This window comes from Methylocella silvestris BL2 (genome assembly GCF_000021745.1).
GTDB classification, from domain to species: domain Bacteria; phylum Pseudomonadota; class Alphaproteobacteria; order Rhizobiales; family Beijerinckiaceae; genus Methylocapsa; species Methylocapsa silvestris.
Genome location: NC_011666.1, coordinates 3,919,294 through 3,934,293 on the forward strand (window position 1 = coordinate 3,919,294; position 15,000 = coordinate 3,934,293).

General features: G+C 62.0%; 16 protein-coding genes and 1 tRNA gene. 9 read left to right on the forward strand and 8 right to left on the reverse strand.

Annotated elements, in window-relative coordinates:
* Positions 1 to 14: 14 nt before the first annotated feature.
* The 6 genes from MSIL_RS18080 to sdhC all read right to left on the reverse strand — a co-directional run bounded on the left by MSIL_RS18080 (position 15) and on the right by sdhC (position 6,485).
* Complete coding sequence (locus MSIL_RS18080; RefSeq protein ID WP_012592518.1) at positions 15 to 1,196, reverse strand: efflux RND transporter periplasmic adaptor subunit; 1,182 nt, start codon at positions 1,194 to 1,196, stop codon at positions 15 to 17.
* A 193-nt stretch (positions 1,197 to 1,389) separates the two neighbouring features.
* Positions 1,390 to 2,676, reverse strand: a complete 1,287-nt coding sequence (locus MSIL_RS21840) for a lytic transglycosylase domain-containing protein (RefSeq protein WP_012592519.1) — start codon at positions 2,674 to 2,676, stop codon at positions 1,390 to 1,392.
* 204 nt (positions 2,677 to 2,880) lie between these two features.
* Complete coding sequence (locus MSIL_RS18090) at positions 2,881 to 3,660, reverse strand: succinate dehydrogenase iron-sulfur subunit (RefSeq protein ID WP_012592520.1); 780 nt, start codon at positions 3,658 to 3,660, stop codon at positions 2,881 to 2,883.
* A 60-nt stretch (positions 3,661 to 3,720) separates the two neighbouring features.
* The gene (gene sdhA / locus MSIL_RS18095; protein ID WP_012592521.1) at positions 3,721 to 5,559 is read right to left on the reverse strand and encodes a succinate dehydrogenase flavoprotein subunit; all 1,839 of its coding nucleotides are present in this window, start codon (positions 5,557 to 5,559) and stop codon (positions 3,721 to 3,723) included.
* Positions 5,560 to 5,627: 68 nt separating this feature from the next.
* Positions 5,628 to 6,017: a succinate dehydrogenase, hydrophobic membrane anchor protein gene (sdhD, locus tag MSIL_RS18100; protein ID WP_012592522.1), complete on the reverse strand. Its 390-nt coding sequence runs from the start codon at positions 6,015 to 6,017 to the stop codon at positions 5,628 to 5,630.
* 57 nt (positions 6,018 to 6,074) lie between these two features.
* Positions 6,075 to 6,485 carry a succinate dehydrogenase, cytochrome b556 subunit gene (sdhC, locus tag MSIL_RS18105; protein WP_049768215.1) on the reverse strand — a complete coding sequence of 137 codons (411 nt, stop codon included), beginning with the start codon at positions 6,483 to 6,485 and terminating at the stop codon, positions 6,075 to 6,077.
* 306 nt (positions 6,486 to 6,791) lie between these two features.
* On the opposite strand from sdhC, the gene MSIL_RS18110 reads away from it, so the two are divergent.
* Positions 6,792 to 7,787: a CE1 family esterase gene (locus MSIL_RS18110; protein WP_012592524.1), complete on the forward strand. Its 996-nt coding sequence runs from the start codon at positions 6,792 to 6,794 to the stop codon at positions 7,785 to 7,787.
* 16 nt (positions 7,788 to 7,803) lie between these two features.
* On the opposite strand, the gene MSIL_RS18115 is transcribed toward MSIL_RS18110, so the two are convergent.
* Together MSIL_RS18115 and MSIL_RS18120 are read right to left on the reverse strand one after the other, a co-directional pair.
* Complete coding sequence (locus MSIL_RS18115; RefSeq protein ID WP_049768216.1) at positions 7,804 to 8,115, reverse strand: DUF167 family protein; 312 nt, start codon at positions 8,113 to 8,115, stop codon at positions 7,804 to 7,806.
* Positions 8,116 to 8,156: 41 nt separating this feature from the next.
* Positions 8,157 to 8,447, reverse strand: coding sequence for a YggT family protein (locus MSIL_RS18120; RefSeq protein WP_012592526.1), 291 nt, complete (start codon positions 8,445 to 8,447; stop codon positions 8,157 to 8,159).
* 154 nt (positions 8,448 to 8,601) lie between these two features.
* Here MSIL_RS18120 and MSIL_RS18125 point away from each other — a divergent pair.
* The 8 genes from MSIL_RS18125 (at position 8,602) to darG (ending at position 14,994) form a co-directional block, all read left to right on the forward strand.
* Positions 8,602 to 8,677 (forward strand) — tRNA-Ala (locus MSIL_RS18125).
* A 471-nt stretch (positions 8,678 to 9,148) separates the two neighbouring features.
* Complete coding sequence (locus MSIL_RS18130) at positions 9,149 to 9,586, forward strand: hypothetical protein (protein ID WP_041368177.1); 438 nt, start codon at positions 9,149 to 9,151, stop codon at positions 9,584 to 9,586.
* Positions 9,587 to 9,614: 28 nt separating this feature from the next.
* Complete coding sequence (locus MSIL_RS18135; RefSeq protein ID WP_244406180.1) at positions 9,615 to 9,830, forward strand: type II toxin-antitoxin system Phd/YefM family antitoxin; 216 nt, start codon at positions 9,615 to 9,617, stop codon at positions 9,828 to 9,830.
* A gap of 34 nt (positions 9,831 to 9,864) precedes the next feature.
* The gene (locus MSIL_RS18140; protein WP_012592528.1) at positions 9,865 to 11,808 is read left to right on the forward strand and encodes a type I restriction-modification system subunit M; all 1,944 of its coding nucleotides are present in this window, start codon (positions 9,865 to 9,867) and stop codon (positions 11,806 to 11,808) included.
* On the forward strand, positions 11,805 to 13,181 hold the full coding sequence (locus tag MSIL_RS18145; RefSeq protein ID WP_012592529.1) for a restriction endonuclease subunit S: 1,377 nt from the start codon (positions 11,805 to 11,807) through the stop codon (positions 13,179 to 13,181). The genes MSIL_RS18140 and MSIL_RS18145 overlap by 4 nt, the downstream gene beginning before the upstream one ends.
* Positions 13,181 to 13,672, forward strand: a complete 492-nt coding sequence (locus MSIL_RS18150; RefSeq protein WP_012592530.1) for a HEPN family nuclease — start codon at positions 13,181 to 13,183, stop codon at positions 13,670 to 13,672. The genes MSIL_RS18145 and MSIL_RS18150 overlap by 1 nt, the downstream gene beginning before the upstream one ends.
* A 2-nt stretch (positions 13,673 to 13,674) precedes the next feature.
* Positions 13,675 to 14,328, forward strand: a complete 654-nt coding sequence (gene darT, locus MSIL_RS18155) for a type II toxin-antitoxin system toxin DNA ADP-ribosyl transferase DarT (protein ID WP_012592531.1) — start codon at positions 13,675 to 13,677, stop codon at positions 14,326 to 14,328.
* Between the two features lie 12 nt (positions 14,329 to 14,340).
* Positions 14,341 to 14,994 (forward strand): type II toxin-antitoxin system antitoxin DNA ADP-ribosyl glycohydrolase DarG, encoded by a 654-nt coding sequence (darG, locus tag MSIL_RS22095; RefSeq protein ID WP_244406181.1) that lies wholly within the window; start codon positions 14,341 to 14,343, stop codon positions 14,992 to 14,994.
* Positions 14,995 to 15,000: the final 6 nt, after the last annotated feature.

Genomic DNA, 15,000 nt, shown 5'->3' on the forward strand with positions numbered 1-15,000 from the left:
GGTTTGCGCGCCGCCTATCTTGGCGGCTCGGGAGCCGGCGGTCCGGGCGTCGCCGGCGAGGCCTGAACCGCGATGCCCGGCCGCACGCGCTGCAATCCTTCGACGATGACGAGATCCCCGGCTTTGAGGCCCGATTCGATCGCCGCCGTCGTCGGCGTCGATTGGCCCAGCTTCACATTCTGCCGTTGCGCCTTGCCGTCGGCATCGACGATATAGACATAATCGCTTTGCTGATCCGACAGGAGCGCGGCGCGGGGAACGGCAAGAAACTCGACGGGCTTTACGCCTTCAAAGAAGACGCTCACGAATTCCGTATCCGTCAATTCGCGCAGCGTGGCTCTTGACGATAATTTGACCGGCAAGGGCGGGTTTGGAATGACCGCGCGCACCATGATGGTGTCGGTCGAGGTCTGCACCGTATTGTCGACGAAATCAATTTTTCCGGGCTGATCATAGATGCGTCCATCCGGCAGACCGAGCCTGATCAAGACCGCGCTGAAGCCACCGAGCGGAGCGTAACGCTCGCGCAGCGACAGCAGCGTGCGCACCGAAACCGGAAACAGCACATACATCGGATCCTGGCTGACGACGGTAACGAGGACGCCGCTGGTCGGCGTCACGACATTGCCTGGCGTCATCGCAGTGCGGCCGCTTTTGCCGTCGATCGGCGACGCGATGGTCGTGTAGTCGAGATTGATCTGCGATTGCTTGACGTTGGCCTGCGCGCCAAGAAGCTGCGCTGTGATGCTGCGCTGCGTCGCCAGCGCCGTGTCGACGGTGGCCTGCGCGCCCGATTGCGTCTGCAGCAGGGTTTGCGCGCGTTGGAGCTGAATATTGGCGTTTTCGAGCTGCGCCTGGAATTGCTGGGCGACGGCCGTCTTGGCCGCAAGGTCCGCTTCGAACGGACCGCGCTCCAGCCGGTAAAGCACGTCGCCTTTCTTGACCTCGGCGCCGTCGCGGAATTCCACTTTGTCGAGGAACGCCGTGACGCGGGCGACGATGTCGACCCGGTCGACAGCCTGCACGCGGCCGATGAATTGGCTTGTCTGGGTGATCGGCTTCAGTTCGGCCCGTACGACGCCGACGCTCGGCGGAGCGCCGCCCGGCGCCTGCGCCTGCGCGGCGACCGAAAAAATCGCGACGAGACATGCCGCGATCCCGCCTGCCGCAAGGCTGCCGGCGTTGCGCTGACGCATGGGCAAATGCGCTCCGGATTTCAGGAGGCTATCGGCCGTCCCAATTTGACGCGGGGGCTTCAGGAGTTGCGTCGATCGATACAAGGCGCCTTCCCATCGAAGCCAGGAACGCGTGAGAAGTTAGAGGATTTTGTTCGCGGCGCAACGCGAAACACAATCTTGTAGCCGAACGCGCCGCGAGCGAGGAACGCCGCTATTTCGACGCGGCGTCGTCGCGCGTCTCGGCTGGAGCGCGCGGATCGACGGCGGCGACCGCGACATGCCCGGAGGTGGACGGCGCTTTGGATTTCGCGTGGCTTGCGCGGTGGGGAGCCGCGTGCTTTGGCGTCGCCGCCGGCTGGGCCTCGGTCGATTCTGTCGAGGCGACGTCGATCGCGGGCGCAGCGGCTTTGGTCGGCGTATGGGGGGCCGTTTTGGCGCCCGCGTGTTTCGCCGGCAATTTCCGCTCGGCCGCGGGCCTTGCCGGCGGAAGCGGGGCGTTCTCTTCCGTGCTCGCGCCGGGGAGGGCCGTCGGCGTCGCGTTGGAGGGCGTCGAAGGCGAGAGCGCGGCAGAGGGCTGGGAGTTGGCGAGCGCCATTTGCCGCTTGGGGGCGGGGACCGTTTCGACGGTCCTGGCGGAGTCGGGCTGCTTCACGGCCTTTGCCGCCATTTTCGTCGCCGTCTTTGCCGAGGCCTTTTTGCCGTCCCTATGCGTCTTTGCGGGCTGATGGTCCGGCGCGGGTTCTTCGGCCGGGGCGGCGGTTGTCGAAGAGATTTGCGCTGCCTGGGCCTGGGCCTGGGCGTCTTGCGCCGGCGCCGTTGAAGCTGCGCTCGCGGCTGTGGCGGCGGCTTGGCCGGGCGCAGCGCCAGCCGAAACGGTTTGGGCGTCTGCGGTCTGCGGCGCGGCGGCAGGCGAGGCCGCGGCGATCGCGGCGACCGCGCTGCCCTGCGGATAATCGGTCCTTGGCGCGGGCTGCGACGGAGCGCCGCCCAAAAATGCCAGAAGGCCGGAGACGGAGGTTTTCGGCGGCTCGGGCGCCGGGGGGGCGGCGGGCTCGGGCGTCAGCGGCGGCGATTCCGCGGTGCGCAATTCCGACAGCATCTGCTTGTTCTTCGCCGTGAAATAATAGCCGGCGGCGAACAGCTGCACGGCGCGATCCTCGTCGCCGCCGGCGACGCGATAGGCGTTGGAGAGATAAGGAATGGCGTATGTCATATTGACATGCGGATCGAGCAGACCGCGCGCGTCGCCCTTGTATCCCATCGACCGGGCCGTGCCGATTTTGATCTGCATCAGTCCGAAGCAGGCGTTGTGCGTCACGCGGGGATTGTAGCGGCTTTCGCGCTGGACGATGCGATGGACCAGCCGCTCCGGCACGCCATGCTTTTGCGCCTGACGCGCAATGAAATCATCATAGAGCGTGGGGTGATTCTCGTTGTAGGCGAGCGCCGACGCCGAGGCGAAGGTTACAAAATACAGGCTGAGACAGAGACGCCGCATGGTTAAGATTCCCCCAACGCGCGGACGTTGCTGCCCGAGTATGGCGGGAAAGTGGCGGCTTGAGCGCAGGATTCGCGAAGCGCGAAACCTGTTGCAAATAGGTCTCGGTCCCCTTCATTCGCGCGCGAGGGCGGCAAGACGAAAGACTTGCGCAAGAAATTTGTGCGGCGGCCTGAGGCAAAGGCGGTTCGGCGAAAATTCGGATCAGAGCTGGCGCTCGATCATCATATTCTTGATCTTCGCGATCGCTTTCGCCGGATTGAGCCCCTTCGGACAGGTTTTCGCGCAATTCATGATGGTGTGGCAGCGATAGAGACGGAACGGATCCTCGACATTGTCGAGCCGTTCGCCCGTCGCTTCATCGCGCGAATCGATCAGCCAGCGATAGGCCTGCAACAGCACGGCGGGGCCGAGATAGCGATCGCCGTTCCACCAATAGCTGGGGCAGGAGGTCGAGCAGCAGGCGCACAGGATGCACTCATAGAGGCCGTCGAGCTTTGCGCGATCCTCGGGCGCCTGACGCCATTCTTTTTCGGGCGTCGGTGATTTGGTCTGCAGCCAAGGCTCGATTGAGGCGTGCTGCGCATAAAAATTGGTGAGGTCCGGCACGAGATCCTTCACCACCGACATATGCGGCAGCGGGTAGATTTTCACCGCGCCCTTGATGTCGTCGATCGCCTTGGTGCAGGCGAGCGTGTTGGCGCCGTCGATGTTCATTGCGCAGGAGCCGCAAATGCCCTCGCGGCAGGAGCGGCGGAAGGTCAGCGTCGGGTCGATCTTGGATTTGATCCAGATGATGGCGTCGAGCACCATCGGCCCGCAATCGTCGCGATCGACATAATAAGTGTCGATGCGTGGGTTGGCGCCGTCGTCCGGGCTCCAGCGATAGATGTTGAACTCGGTCGTCCGCGTCGCAGCGCCGGGCCTTGGCCAGCTCTTGCCAGAAACGGGACGCGAGTTTTTGGGGAGAGCGAATTCAACCATTATTGCGTTCCCGGTGTCAGACGTGCGGGGCTTTATATGGACGGGCGGACGCGACCCGCATCAATACACCCGCGCCTTCGGCTCGATGTACTGCATCTCATTGGTCATGGTGTAGCTGTGCACGGGGCGGTAATCGATCGAGACCGAATGTGCGTCCGGATCGATCGAGGCCAGCGTATGCTTCATCCAGTTCACATCGTCGCGCTGTGTGTAGTCTTCACGCGCGTGGGCGCCGCGCGATTCGGTGCGGTTGACGGCGCCGTCCATGGTGACGACGGCCTGAATGATGAGATTGTCGAATTCCAGCGTCTCGACGAGATCGGAATTCCAGATCAGCGAACGGTCGGTGACGCCGACCTGATCCTTCGCTCGCCATACCTCATGAATCCGTTTCGAGCCCTCTTCCAGAACCTCGCCGGTGCGGTAAACGGCGCAATGGTCCTGCATCACCTTCTGCATGCGCAGCCGCAGCTCCGCCGTCGGGATCGAGCCCTTGGCGAAGCGCAACCCGTCGAGCCGGGCGAGCGCCTTATCGGCCGAGTCGGCCGGCAATTCGGCCTGTTTCGCGCCGGCGGTGACGATCTCGGCGGCGCGGATGCCGGCGGCGCGGCCGAACACGACAAGATCGATCAGCGAATTGGAGCCGAGCCGGTTCGCGCCATGCACGGAGACGCAGGCGGCCTCGCCAAGCGCCATCAGGCCGGGCACGATCACGTCCGGGTCGCCGTCCTTCTTGATGACGACTTCGCCGTGATAATTGGTCGGGATGCCGCCCATATTGTAATGCACCGTCGGCAGCACCGGGATCGGCGCCTTGGTGAGGTCGACGCCAGCGAAAATCTTGGCGCTTTCGGAAATGCCGGGCAGACGCTCATGCAGGATTTTCGGGTCGAGATGATCGAGATGGAGGTGGATGTGATCCTTGTTCTTGCCGACGCCGCGGCCTTCGCGGATTTCCATCGTCATGGCGCGTGAGACCATGTCGCGCGGCGCGAGATCTTTGACGGAGGGCGCGTAGCGCTCCATGAAGCGCTCGCCGGCGCCATTGGTCAGATAGCCGCCTTCGCCGCGCGCGCCCTCGGTGATGAGGCAGCCTGCGCCATAGATGCCAGTCGGATGGAATTGCACGAATTCCATGTCCTGCAGCGGCAGTCCGGCGCGCAAAACCATGGCGTTGCCGTCGCCGGTGCAAGTATGCGCTGAGGTCGCCGAGAAATAGGCGCGGCCATAGCCGCCGGTGGCGAGAATGACGAGCTGCGCGCGGAAGCGGTGGATGGTGCCGTCATCGAGTTTCAGGCAGACGACGCCGCGGCAGCGGCCGTCCTCCATGATGAGGTCGATGGCGAAATATTCTATGAAGAATTCAGTGTTATAGCGCAGCGCCTGGCCATACAGCGTGTGCAGCATGGCGTGGCCGGTGCGGTCGGCGGCGGCGCAGGTGCGCTGCGCCGGCGGGCCCTTGCCGAAATCGGTGGTCATGCCGCCGAATGGGCGCTGATAGATGCGGCCGTCTTCCGTGCGGGAGAACGGCACGCCCCAATGTTCGAGTTCATAGACGGCGGCCGGCGCGTTGCGGCAGAGATATTCGATCGAATCCTGATCGCCCAGCCAGTCCGACCCCTTGACGGTGTCGTACATGTGCCATTTCCAATTGTCCGGCCCCATATTGGCGAGCGATGCGGCGACGCCGCCCTGCGCCGCAACCGTGTGCGAGCGGGTTGGAAAGACCTTGCTGATACAGGCCGTGCGAAGTCCGGCCTGCGAGCAGCCGACGGTGGCGCGAAGGCCGGCGCCCCCGGCGCCGACGACGATCACGTCAAAGCTGTGATCGATGATCGGATAAGCGGCTCCAAGCCGCGCCGGTCCGGCGGCGCCGTTCGACGTGCTGCCTAACGCCATTCTATCGCCTTTCCACTTCTTTTTTTGCTATCGGCTGTCAGATTGTTCGGCGCTGCGCCAGCTCGGGCTCAGCTCAGCCCGAGCTTGACGACCGCGAAAACGGAGGCGAGGGCGATCGCCGCGCTGAAACAGAAATTGCCGACGAGCGCCCATTCCTTGGCGTGCGGGGCGTGAATGTAATCATCGATGATCGACTGCATGCCGAGCTTCATATGCCAGCATCCGGCGAGGATGAAGAGAAGCAGCACAATCGCCGGCAGCGGATGGCCAAGTTCGGCTTTCACGCCGGCATAGTCTTTATGCATCAGCGAAAGCATGACCCAGACGAAGCCGATGGCCAGCGGCAGCAGCGCGACGGAAGTGACATGCATGCTCCAGGCGTCGCTCGCGCCCGACTTGGCCGAGCCGAGAAAGCCCTTTCGCACGGGGCTGCGGGAAGATGATTTGTCATGCGCCATGAGAATGCGGCTCCTGAAGCGTCGGCCACGCGGGGACGGCGCGCTGCGGCGCGCCGGTCAGGCGCGCAACGCCACGCATACCCACACAAGCAGGGTCAGCGCAATTCCGCCAATGAGCGTAGCCCAGGCCAGCCATTCGCGTTCCGGATCGTCGAGGCCATAGCCGAGATCCCAGATCAGATGGCGGACGCCGCCGAGCAAATGGTGGAACAGGGCCCAGGTGAAGCCGAACAGAACGAGCTTGCCGAAAAAGGAGCTGACGACGTGCGAGGCCGCGGCGAAGGCTCCGGGGCCGGAGGCGGCGGAGATCAGAAACCAGGCCAGCAGCAAGGTTCCGCCATAGAGCGCGGCCCCGGTGATGCGATGGACGATCGACATCATCATGGTCAGGGTCGGCCGATAGATTTGCAGATGCGGCGATAAGGGCCGGCTCGCGGGTCCGCCGGATTTCAACTCGACCTCGGTCATTTACGCTGCACCCGATTGTCATGAGCTAAGCTTCGCCTTTCCTTATCGCAAACCCGGATGGCGGGCAAACCTAATCGAGGCGCGAAAATGGCGGGCGGCTCGCGCCTCTTCGGGCGCCTGCAGCAACGGCTTTGCTTGTTGCCAAAGCGCGCGCCGCAGTAGAAGAATATGACGCCGCCAGAAGCGTTTCGGCCGCGGTCTTGCCGCGATCGGGAGCCGCCTCCTTGTCGCCCTGCCGCGTCGTACGCGCGTCGGGGCGTGGCGGAGATTGCGGGTGAGAGATTGTCCTCCTTAAGAGATCGGGCGATGGCTAAAGAGACGAGCAACGCGCCCGACGGAGGCTTTCCCCGTCCGCCCTTCGGCTCGCCGCTCGATCTTGCGCCGATTTTTCGCGCGCGGATCTGTCGCGAGCGCCGCGGCGCGCTCGCCGTCGGGCTCGCGTGTGTCGTGTCGCTATTCGCCATCGGCGCGCCGCCGGCCGCGGCCGCTTCCGGGCGAATCACCGTCCAGTCGGGCGGAGTTGCGCGGACGGCGCTGCTCGTGCAGCAGCGCAGGCTGAAACAGGCCCGCCGCCCGCTGGTCGTCATCCTGCGGCAGGCCCGCGAGAAAGGGCCGCATCAGCGACGGCTGTTCGGGCTTGAGGAAATGTCCGGGTCCGGCGGCCCGATTCTCGTCTATCCGGATCCGCTCGGCGGCCGCTGGAGCTCAGGGCCCGGCGCCGACGCCGCCTTCATCCGGGATCTGATCGCACAGCTGGTGTCCGACGGGCTTGTCGATCGGCGCAAGGTTTTCCTGGTCGGAATCGGCGACGGCGGCTTTCCCGCTCTCCAGCTCGCCTGCGACAATGCGCCGAGTCTGGCCGGCGTTGCGACCGCGATCAGCGCCATGCCTGTCGATGTTGCCGCGGCCTGCAAACCGTCGCGGCCGGTTCCTTTCATGATCATCGCCGGCACGGCGGATCCCGTGATTCCCTTTGCCGGCGGCAAGAGCAGTCTTACCGATCAAAAAAGCGACGTCGCCTCGGTCGATGCGATTTTGGCGATCTTTGGAAAGGCCGCGGGTTGCGGCGAGAGCCGCACGACCACGGCGATCCCCGACCGCGACCCGCGCGACGGCACGCGGGCCTATGTCGACCGGCTGAACGGCTGCAAAGTTCCGGTCGAATTGCTGCGCGTCGAAGGCGGCGGTCATTCGCTTCCGGGGCGTCCGCTCACGGGCGATGCGCCGCGCTCGGGGCCCCACAATAACGACCTTGAAGCCGCGCGGCTGATCTGGGACTTTTTCCGCAAGGCTGGGGGCTGACGGTCTTGCGCGGCGCTTAAGCCCGAACCGCGCGCGCCGCCAATTCCGCAAGGCTTTGCTGAAGCGTTTCAGGATCGCCGGTGAGACATAGGGTTTTGAGGCGGGCCGTCGCGCCGGCCTCAACGCGCACAGCGGAGGGCGCGAGCCGCAATGCTTTGGCGACGAGCCGGATCAGCGCGGCGTTGGCCTCGCCGTCCTGCGGCGCCGCGCGCACCCGGGCCTTGAGCACGGCGCGCCCATCGGACAATTGACTGGCGCCCTCGATCTCGTCGCGCGCGCTTTTGGGCGTCAGCCGCACCGTCAGAACGACGTCGGAGCCGCGCCGCATCCAGGGAATCGGCGTAGCCTCGCCCGGGTTGGCGCAAGCGCTCAAAAGACGTTCGGATAGATATATTGAATGATGATTCGCTGGATCAGGAAGATAATCAGAAACAGGACGATAGGCGAAATATCGAGGCCGCCGAAGCTTGGCAGCATCTGCCGGATCGGACGCAGCACAGGCTCGGTCAACGCATTGACCGCGTTAACGATGGCGCGCACGACGTCATTATAAGTATTGATGACGTTGAAGGCGACGAGCCAGGACAGAATGACGGCGGCGATCACGACATAAGTATAAAGGTCGAGAACGAGCAGAATAACATCTAGAAGAGCGCGCATTGGATCTCCGAAGCCTTGAGCCCGCGTGTCCCGTTTACGCGGCTTGAGCCGAACTGGCAAGACGGCCGCTGAAACCGCCTATTCGGCAAGGCGTAACGGAGCGCGCGGCAGACCCTTGCGCCTCACCGCGCAGTCGCGTAAACAGCGGCTGGCCGGGGCTGTAGCTCAGATGGGAGAGCGCTGCAATCGCACTGCAGAGGTCAGGGGTTCGATTCCCCTCAGCTCCACCAAGTATCATGTCTAATAGATTGATATTGTGGGCTATTTTTATTGGCGCTGGTCTTCGACCCCACTTTTAGCCCCACTATCTACCAATCCATTTATCCTCTTTGGCTTTGGGCTCTGCCCCAAATGGGCCGCCATGCTCGCGCCCGTCGCGCGCCGCCCGCTCTCCGATGATTTCGGGTCTCTTAATTTTTTCTATGCTTCATTTGGGCGTCAGAAAATCCTGATAATCCAGAATTAAGTAAGTGTATGTATTTAAATGATTTTAAGAGATTGTTTTCTGAAATGGCGAGATCCAGAAAATAAGGAAGCCTATTCCTTAATTGGAGAACATGAATATTTTTCAATATGTTAGAGGGATCTATTTTCTGGACGGATGACATTTCCAGAAAGTGGCGTGAGCTTGGAGCCTGGCTTGCTGCATATCTGGCCCGCGTCGATGGCCTCATGTCCTCTCGGTCTGACGGCGCTGGGGCGTGGCGTTCGTTCGATTTCGGGCCTGCGCCAATCTCACTGAACTCGAGGATGGCGAATATCGGGACCTGCGCTCCATTTTGACGGGCGAAGATGGGTCAAGGGAAAGCGCGCGGGATTACAGCGATGCCCGTGCCGGCCGAAAGGCGAACACCGCCGCCAAAACGGCGAAAGCCCGCGAGGCTGAACGCAAATCGCGAAAGAAGCCTTCCGATGCCAAGGACCGGATGCTTGAAGCGGGGGCTGCCGCCCCTCGTGACGCGACGCTCTCGCTGACCGTCCGCGCGACGGCGCCGACGAAATCCAGCGCCAGCCACCCGGCGCGGCGCTGGAACAGGCGATGCCGGACTATGCCCGCCCGCGGGATCAGGCGCGGGCCTGGAGGACCCGTCCAAAGCCAACTTGATAAAGGGGCCAAAATGGCCAAAAGTAACCTTTGATTCGGACAAGGGCCACGCCATGCAAAGCATGTCGGCGAAGGACGCCAAATACGGCTTCGGACGCCTGATTGATCTCGCGCGTTCGGAGCCGGTCGTGGTTGAAAAGCATGGTCGTCCCGTCGTGGTGGTGCTGGCGATCGAGGAATATGCGCGCCTGCGCGACGGTGCGAGCGGCGCCGCAACGCCATCGGTTGCGGCGCCCATCAAGCCGGCGGCGAAGCGTACGAGAACGGAACGGGCATGAGCAACGGCGATCTCAACTGGATCACAAACTTCATATGGGGATCGCCGATGACGCCCTGCGCGATCTCTATGTGCGCGGCAAATACCGCGATGTGATCCTGCCGATGATGGTTCTGCGCCGTCTGGATGCGGTGCTGGAACCGACCAAGGCCGCCGTCCTTTCGATGAAGGACAACCTCGACAAAGCGGGCATCACCAATCAGGACGCCGCGCTTCGCCAGGCGGCGGGGCAGGCTTTCTATAACACGTCGCGCTTCAAACTTCGCGATCTTCGCAATCGCGCGTCGCAATCCCAGTTGAAGGCCGATTTCGAGGCCTTCCTGGACGGCTTCTCGCCGAACGTGCAGGAGATCCTCGACAACTTCGAGTTCCGTAATCAGTTGCCGAAGCTTTCGAAGGCCGACGTGCTCGGAACGCTGATCGAGAAGTTCCTAGATAGCTCGATCAATCTCGGCCCGAAGCCTGTGCTAAACGGCGACGGCTCGGTGAAGCATCCCGGTCTCGATAACCATGCGATGGGGACGATCTTTGAGGAGCTGGTTCGCCGCTTCAACGAAGCGAACAACGAGGAAGCGGGCGAGCACTGGACGCCGCGCGATGCCGTAAAACTCATGGCGAAGCTGATCTTCGTGCCGATCGCCGATCAAATTCAATCCGGCACTTACCTCCTGTATGACGGCGCCTGTGGAACCGGCGGCATGCTGACGGTCGCCGAAGAAACACTGAACGAACTTGCCGAAAAGCACGGCAAGCAGGTCTCGACTCACCTCTTCGGGCAGGAGATCAACGGCGAGACCTACGCTATCGCCAAGGCCGATCTGCTGCTCAAGGGCGAAGGCGAGGAGGCCGACAATATCGTCGGCGGGCCGGAATGGTCGACGCTGGCGAATGATGCCTTCCCGTCGAAGGAATTCGACTTCATGCTGTCGAACCCGCCCTATGGGAAGAGCTGGAAATCCGACCAAGAGCGCATGGGCGGCAAGTCCGGCATGCGCGATCCGCGCTTCGTGATCGAGCACGCGGGCGATGCCGAATATAGCCTCGTCACGCGCTCCAGCGACGGACAGATGCTGTTCCTGGCGAACATGCTGTCGAAGATGAAGCACAACACGCCGCTGGGCTCGCGCATCGCCGAGGTGCACAACGGCTCGTCGCTGTTCACCGGCGACGCGGGCTCTGGCGAAAGCAATGTGCGGCGCTGGATCATCGAGAACGACTGGTGTGAGGCCATCGTCGCCCTGCCGCTTAACATGTTCTATAACACCGGCATTGCCACCTATGTCTGGGTGCTGTCGAACCGTAAGCCAGGCAACCGGCGCGGCAAGGTGCAGCTGATAGACGCGACCGCGTGGTTCCGACCGCTGCGCAAGAACCTCGGCAAAAAGAACTGCGAACTGGCCGACGCCGATATCGAGCGCATTCTTCAAGCCTTCATCGCCTTCCAACCGACCGAGCAATCCCGCATCTTCGACAATGCGGAGTTCGGTTATTCGAAGGTCACGGTCGAGCGGCCCTTGCGCGCGCGCGGAATCGACACCACTCGCGCGTATGCGCCGAAGGAGATCAAGGCGCTGAAGGATGACGGCCGGACCGCCGAGGACGGCGCGCCGGTCATCCGCCGCATTCACAAGCCGGGCAAGGTTGAGGCCGATCCGCTGCGCGGGCTTTTCCCGCTCACCATCGACGGCAAGCGATGTGTTGTGGAATACGAGCCCGATAGCGACTTGCGCGACACCGAGACAGTGCCGTTGAAGGAGCCGGGCGGCATCGAGGCCTTCATCCGCCGGGAGGTGTTGCCGCATGCACCCGACGCCTGGATCGACGAGGCCAAGACCACGATCGGCTATGAAGTCAGCTTCACCCGTTATTTCTATAAACCGCAGCCGCTGCGCCCGCTGGACGCCATCCGCGCCGATATTCTTGCGCTGGAACGTGAAACCGACGGTCTGATGGCGGACATCATCGGGGCGAGGCGATGATTGATGGCCTTCGCCCTTACGCCGACACAAATCCGACCGGTCTGCCATGGCTCGGTGACGTGCCGGCGCATTGGAATGTTCGGCGTATCAAAACGCTGCTTAGGGAGGTCGATAGTCGCAGCAAGACAGGAGAAGAACGGCTTCTGTCGCTGAGAATGAGACAAGGGCTTGTCGATCACATCGATGCGGGCGGGAAGCTGATCCCGCCGGAGTCACTGGTTAATTTCAAGATCGTCGAGCCCGGACAGGTGGTCATGAACCGCATGAGGGCCGCTGCCGGTTTGTTCGGCGTTGCGAATGTGCGCGGATTGGTGAGCCCGGACTACGCCGTCTTCGAACCATTGCCCGAAGCGTTCAATCCCTACCTCCTTCAAGCATTCCGATTGCCGTCACTGTCAGCGGTGTTCCGAGCGGAATCGAAGGGCTTAGGCACCGGAGAATCCGGGTTCCTTCGCCTTTACACAGATAGGTTCGGCCCGATCCCTGTTCCCTATCCGCCGCTCGATGAGCAGCGGCTGATTGTGCGGTTTCTGGATTGGCATGGGGCGCAGACGGCGAAGCTGATCCGCGCGAAGAAGAAGATCATCGCGCTTCTGAACGAGCAGAAGCAGGCGATCATCCACCGCGCCGTCACCCGCGGCCTCGATCCCAATGTCCGCCTCAAGCCCTCAGGCATCCCTTGGCTCGGCGACATCCCTGAAGATTGGGAGGTTTCGCGCGTAAAGACTGAGTTTCAGTGCCTCAACTACCGACGAGTTCCGTTAAGTGGCACAGAGCGGGGACGAATGACTGTTCGCCAATACGATTACTACGGGGCATCAGGAGTAATCGATAAGGTCGACGAATTTTTGTTCGACGACAAACTTCTGCTGATAGCGGAAGATGGCGCAAATTTGGTCCTTAGAAACCTCCCTTTAGCGATCATCGCCGAAGGAAAGTTTTGGGTAAACAACCACGCTCATATTTTGAAGCCTCGTCGTGGGGACATTCGATTTCTCGCCGCAATTCTTGAGGGACTGAATTTCCTTCCATGGATATCCGGCGCAGCACAACCAAAACTAACTCAGGATCGCCTTATGGGGATCGCAATCGCAGTTCCGCCTGGGCACAAGCAGCTAGAAATCATTCAAAGCTGCGATGAGGAAGTGTCCGAACTGGTCCGCGCGATAAACGTGGCAAGTAAAGAGCTTATCTTTATTCAGGAATTCCGCACCCGCCTGATAGCCGATGTCGTTACCGGTAAGCTCGACGTGAGGGCCGCTGCGGCCAGCCTGCCTGAATCCGCCGAACTTGAGGCCACCGAAGAGCTTGTTGAGGACGACGATCTCGACGAAGCCATTGACGATGCCGAAAATAAGGAGGTTGCCGCCTGATGGGTATGCCGACCGAGCCACTACTCGTCATCATGCGCCGATCGATGGCGAACCTCGCCTTCGTCGAAACGCATGCTGGCCCGGCCGGCCCTTACGAGGTGACGCAACTCATCAACACATTCCTCGGGGCGCTCGCGCACCCCTTCGAGGCCATGCGGGATGATCTCATGGCGCTCCCGCTTGCCGACGCGGCTGTGCTGGGCTGGCCGACGATCAACAAGGAGCGCCCTTCCGATAGAGAACCCGCCTCGCTGGGTGATCTGATTCGCCTGATGCGCAACGGCATGGCGCACGGCAATCTGGATTACCTGTCTGACGGCAAGGGCCAGATTCACGCGCTGCGCGTCTGGAATACCCATCCGAGGACAGGCGCGCGCACATGGGGAACGGTTGTTCCTATTGCCGATGTGCGGCGATTCCTCGGCTTGTTCGTGGATTTGATCGAGCGCCGCCACAGCGATTTCGGCTGGTATGAACGAGGGGTCGCCTGACGATGCCCGCTCCCGCCCAGCCAAAAATCTACCACATTATCCACTCCGACCGCCTGGCATCAATCATCGCGGACGGTTTCCTGTGGCCGGATGCGGCAATGGCTCAGCGCCAGGGCGTCGGCACGACAATCGGCATGAGCAACATCAAGGCCCGCCGTTTGAACGAGCTTACCTTGAGCTGCCACCCGCACTTGCGCGTTGGGCATTGCACTCCGTTCTATTTTTGTTCTAGATCAGTGATGTTGTACCTGATCTATCGAAGGAATGAGGAGCTCACCTACAAAGGCGGCAAGAGCCGATCGTCCATTTGGAAGTTGATCTCCACGCGACGATTACTTGGGCGCAACAGAACAATCGGCGCTGGGCGTTTACTTTGTCGAATGCCGGTGCGTATTACTTTGAGGACCGGTCGGACACTGCGCAGCTTGGCGATCAATTGGGACGCCGTTCAAGCGCGCCAATGGTCCGGGAATGCCGTTTCCCGGTCGGTGAAGGAAGGCAAGCAAGCAGAATTCCTGATCGAAAGGGCGTTCCCATGGCGCCTCGTTGAGCGGATTGGCGTCTTCTCGCAGGGATACGTGCAACCCGTATCACAGGCGATGCAAGGCGCAGCCCACAGGCCGGAGATCGAAATAAGAAGAGATTGGTACTATTGAGGGAGGATGGCGATGATCGAATTCATAACAGGTGACATCTTGAGGGCGGACGTGGAAGCGCTCGTCAACACCGTCAACTGCGTCGGCATCATGGGCCGCGGCATCGCCCTTCAGTTCAAGAACGACTTCCCGGAGAATTTCAAGGCTTACGAGGCCGCCTGCAAGCGCGAAGAGGTGCAGCCGGGCGAGATGTTCGTGTTCGAGACACGGACGATGACCAACCCGAAATTCATCATCAACTTCCCGACCAAGCGCCATTGGCGCGGCAAGAGCCGGATGGAAGATATCGATTCCGGCTTGAAGGCGTTGGTCGAGGAGATCCGCGTCCGGGGCATTCGTTCCATCGCTATCCCGCCGCTTGGCAGCGGGCTCGGCGGGCTCAACTGGGCCGACGTGCGCCCGCGCATCGTCGAGGCATTGCGCAGCCTCAACGATCTGAAGGTGATGGTATTCGAACCGAACAGCGCACCAGTCGCCACCAAGTCGTGCGATGTTCCAAACATGACGGCGGGCCGCGCCGCGCTCGTGGTGCTGATGCACCGCTATCTCGGCGGATTGATGGACCCGTTCGTGACGCTCATCGAAGTTCAGAAGCTCATGTACTTCATGCAGGAGGCGGGGGAGCCGCTGCGCCTGAACTATATCAAGCACCATTACGGCCCCTAAGCCGAC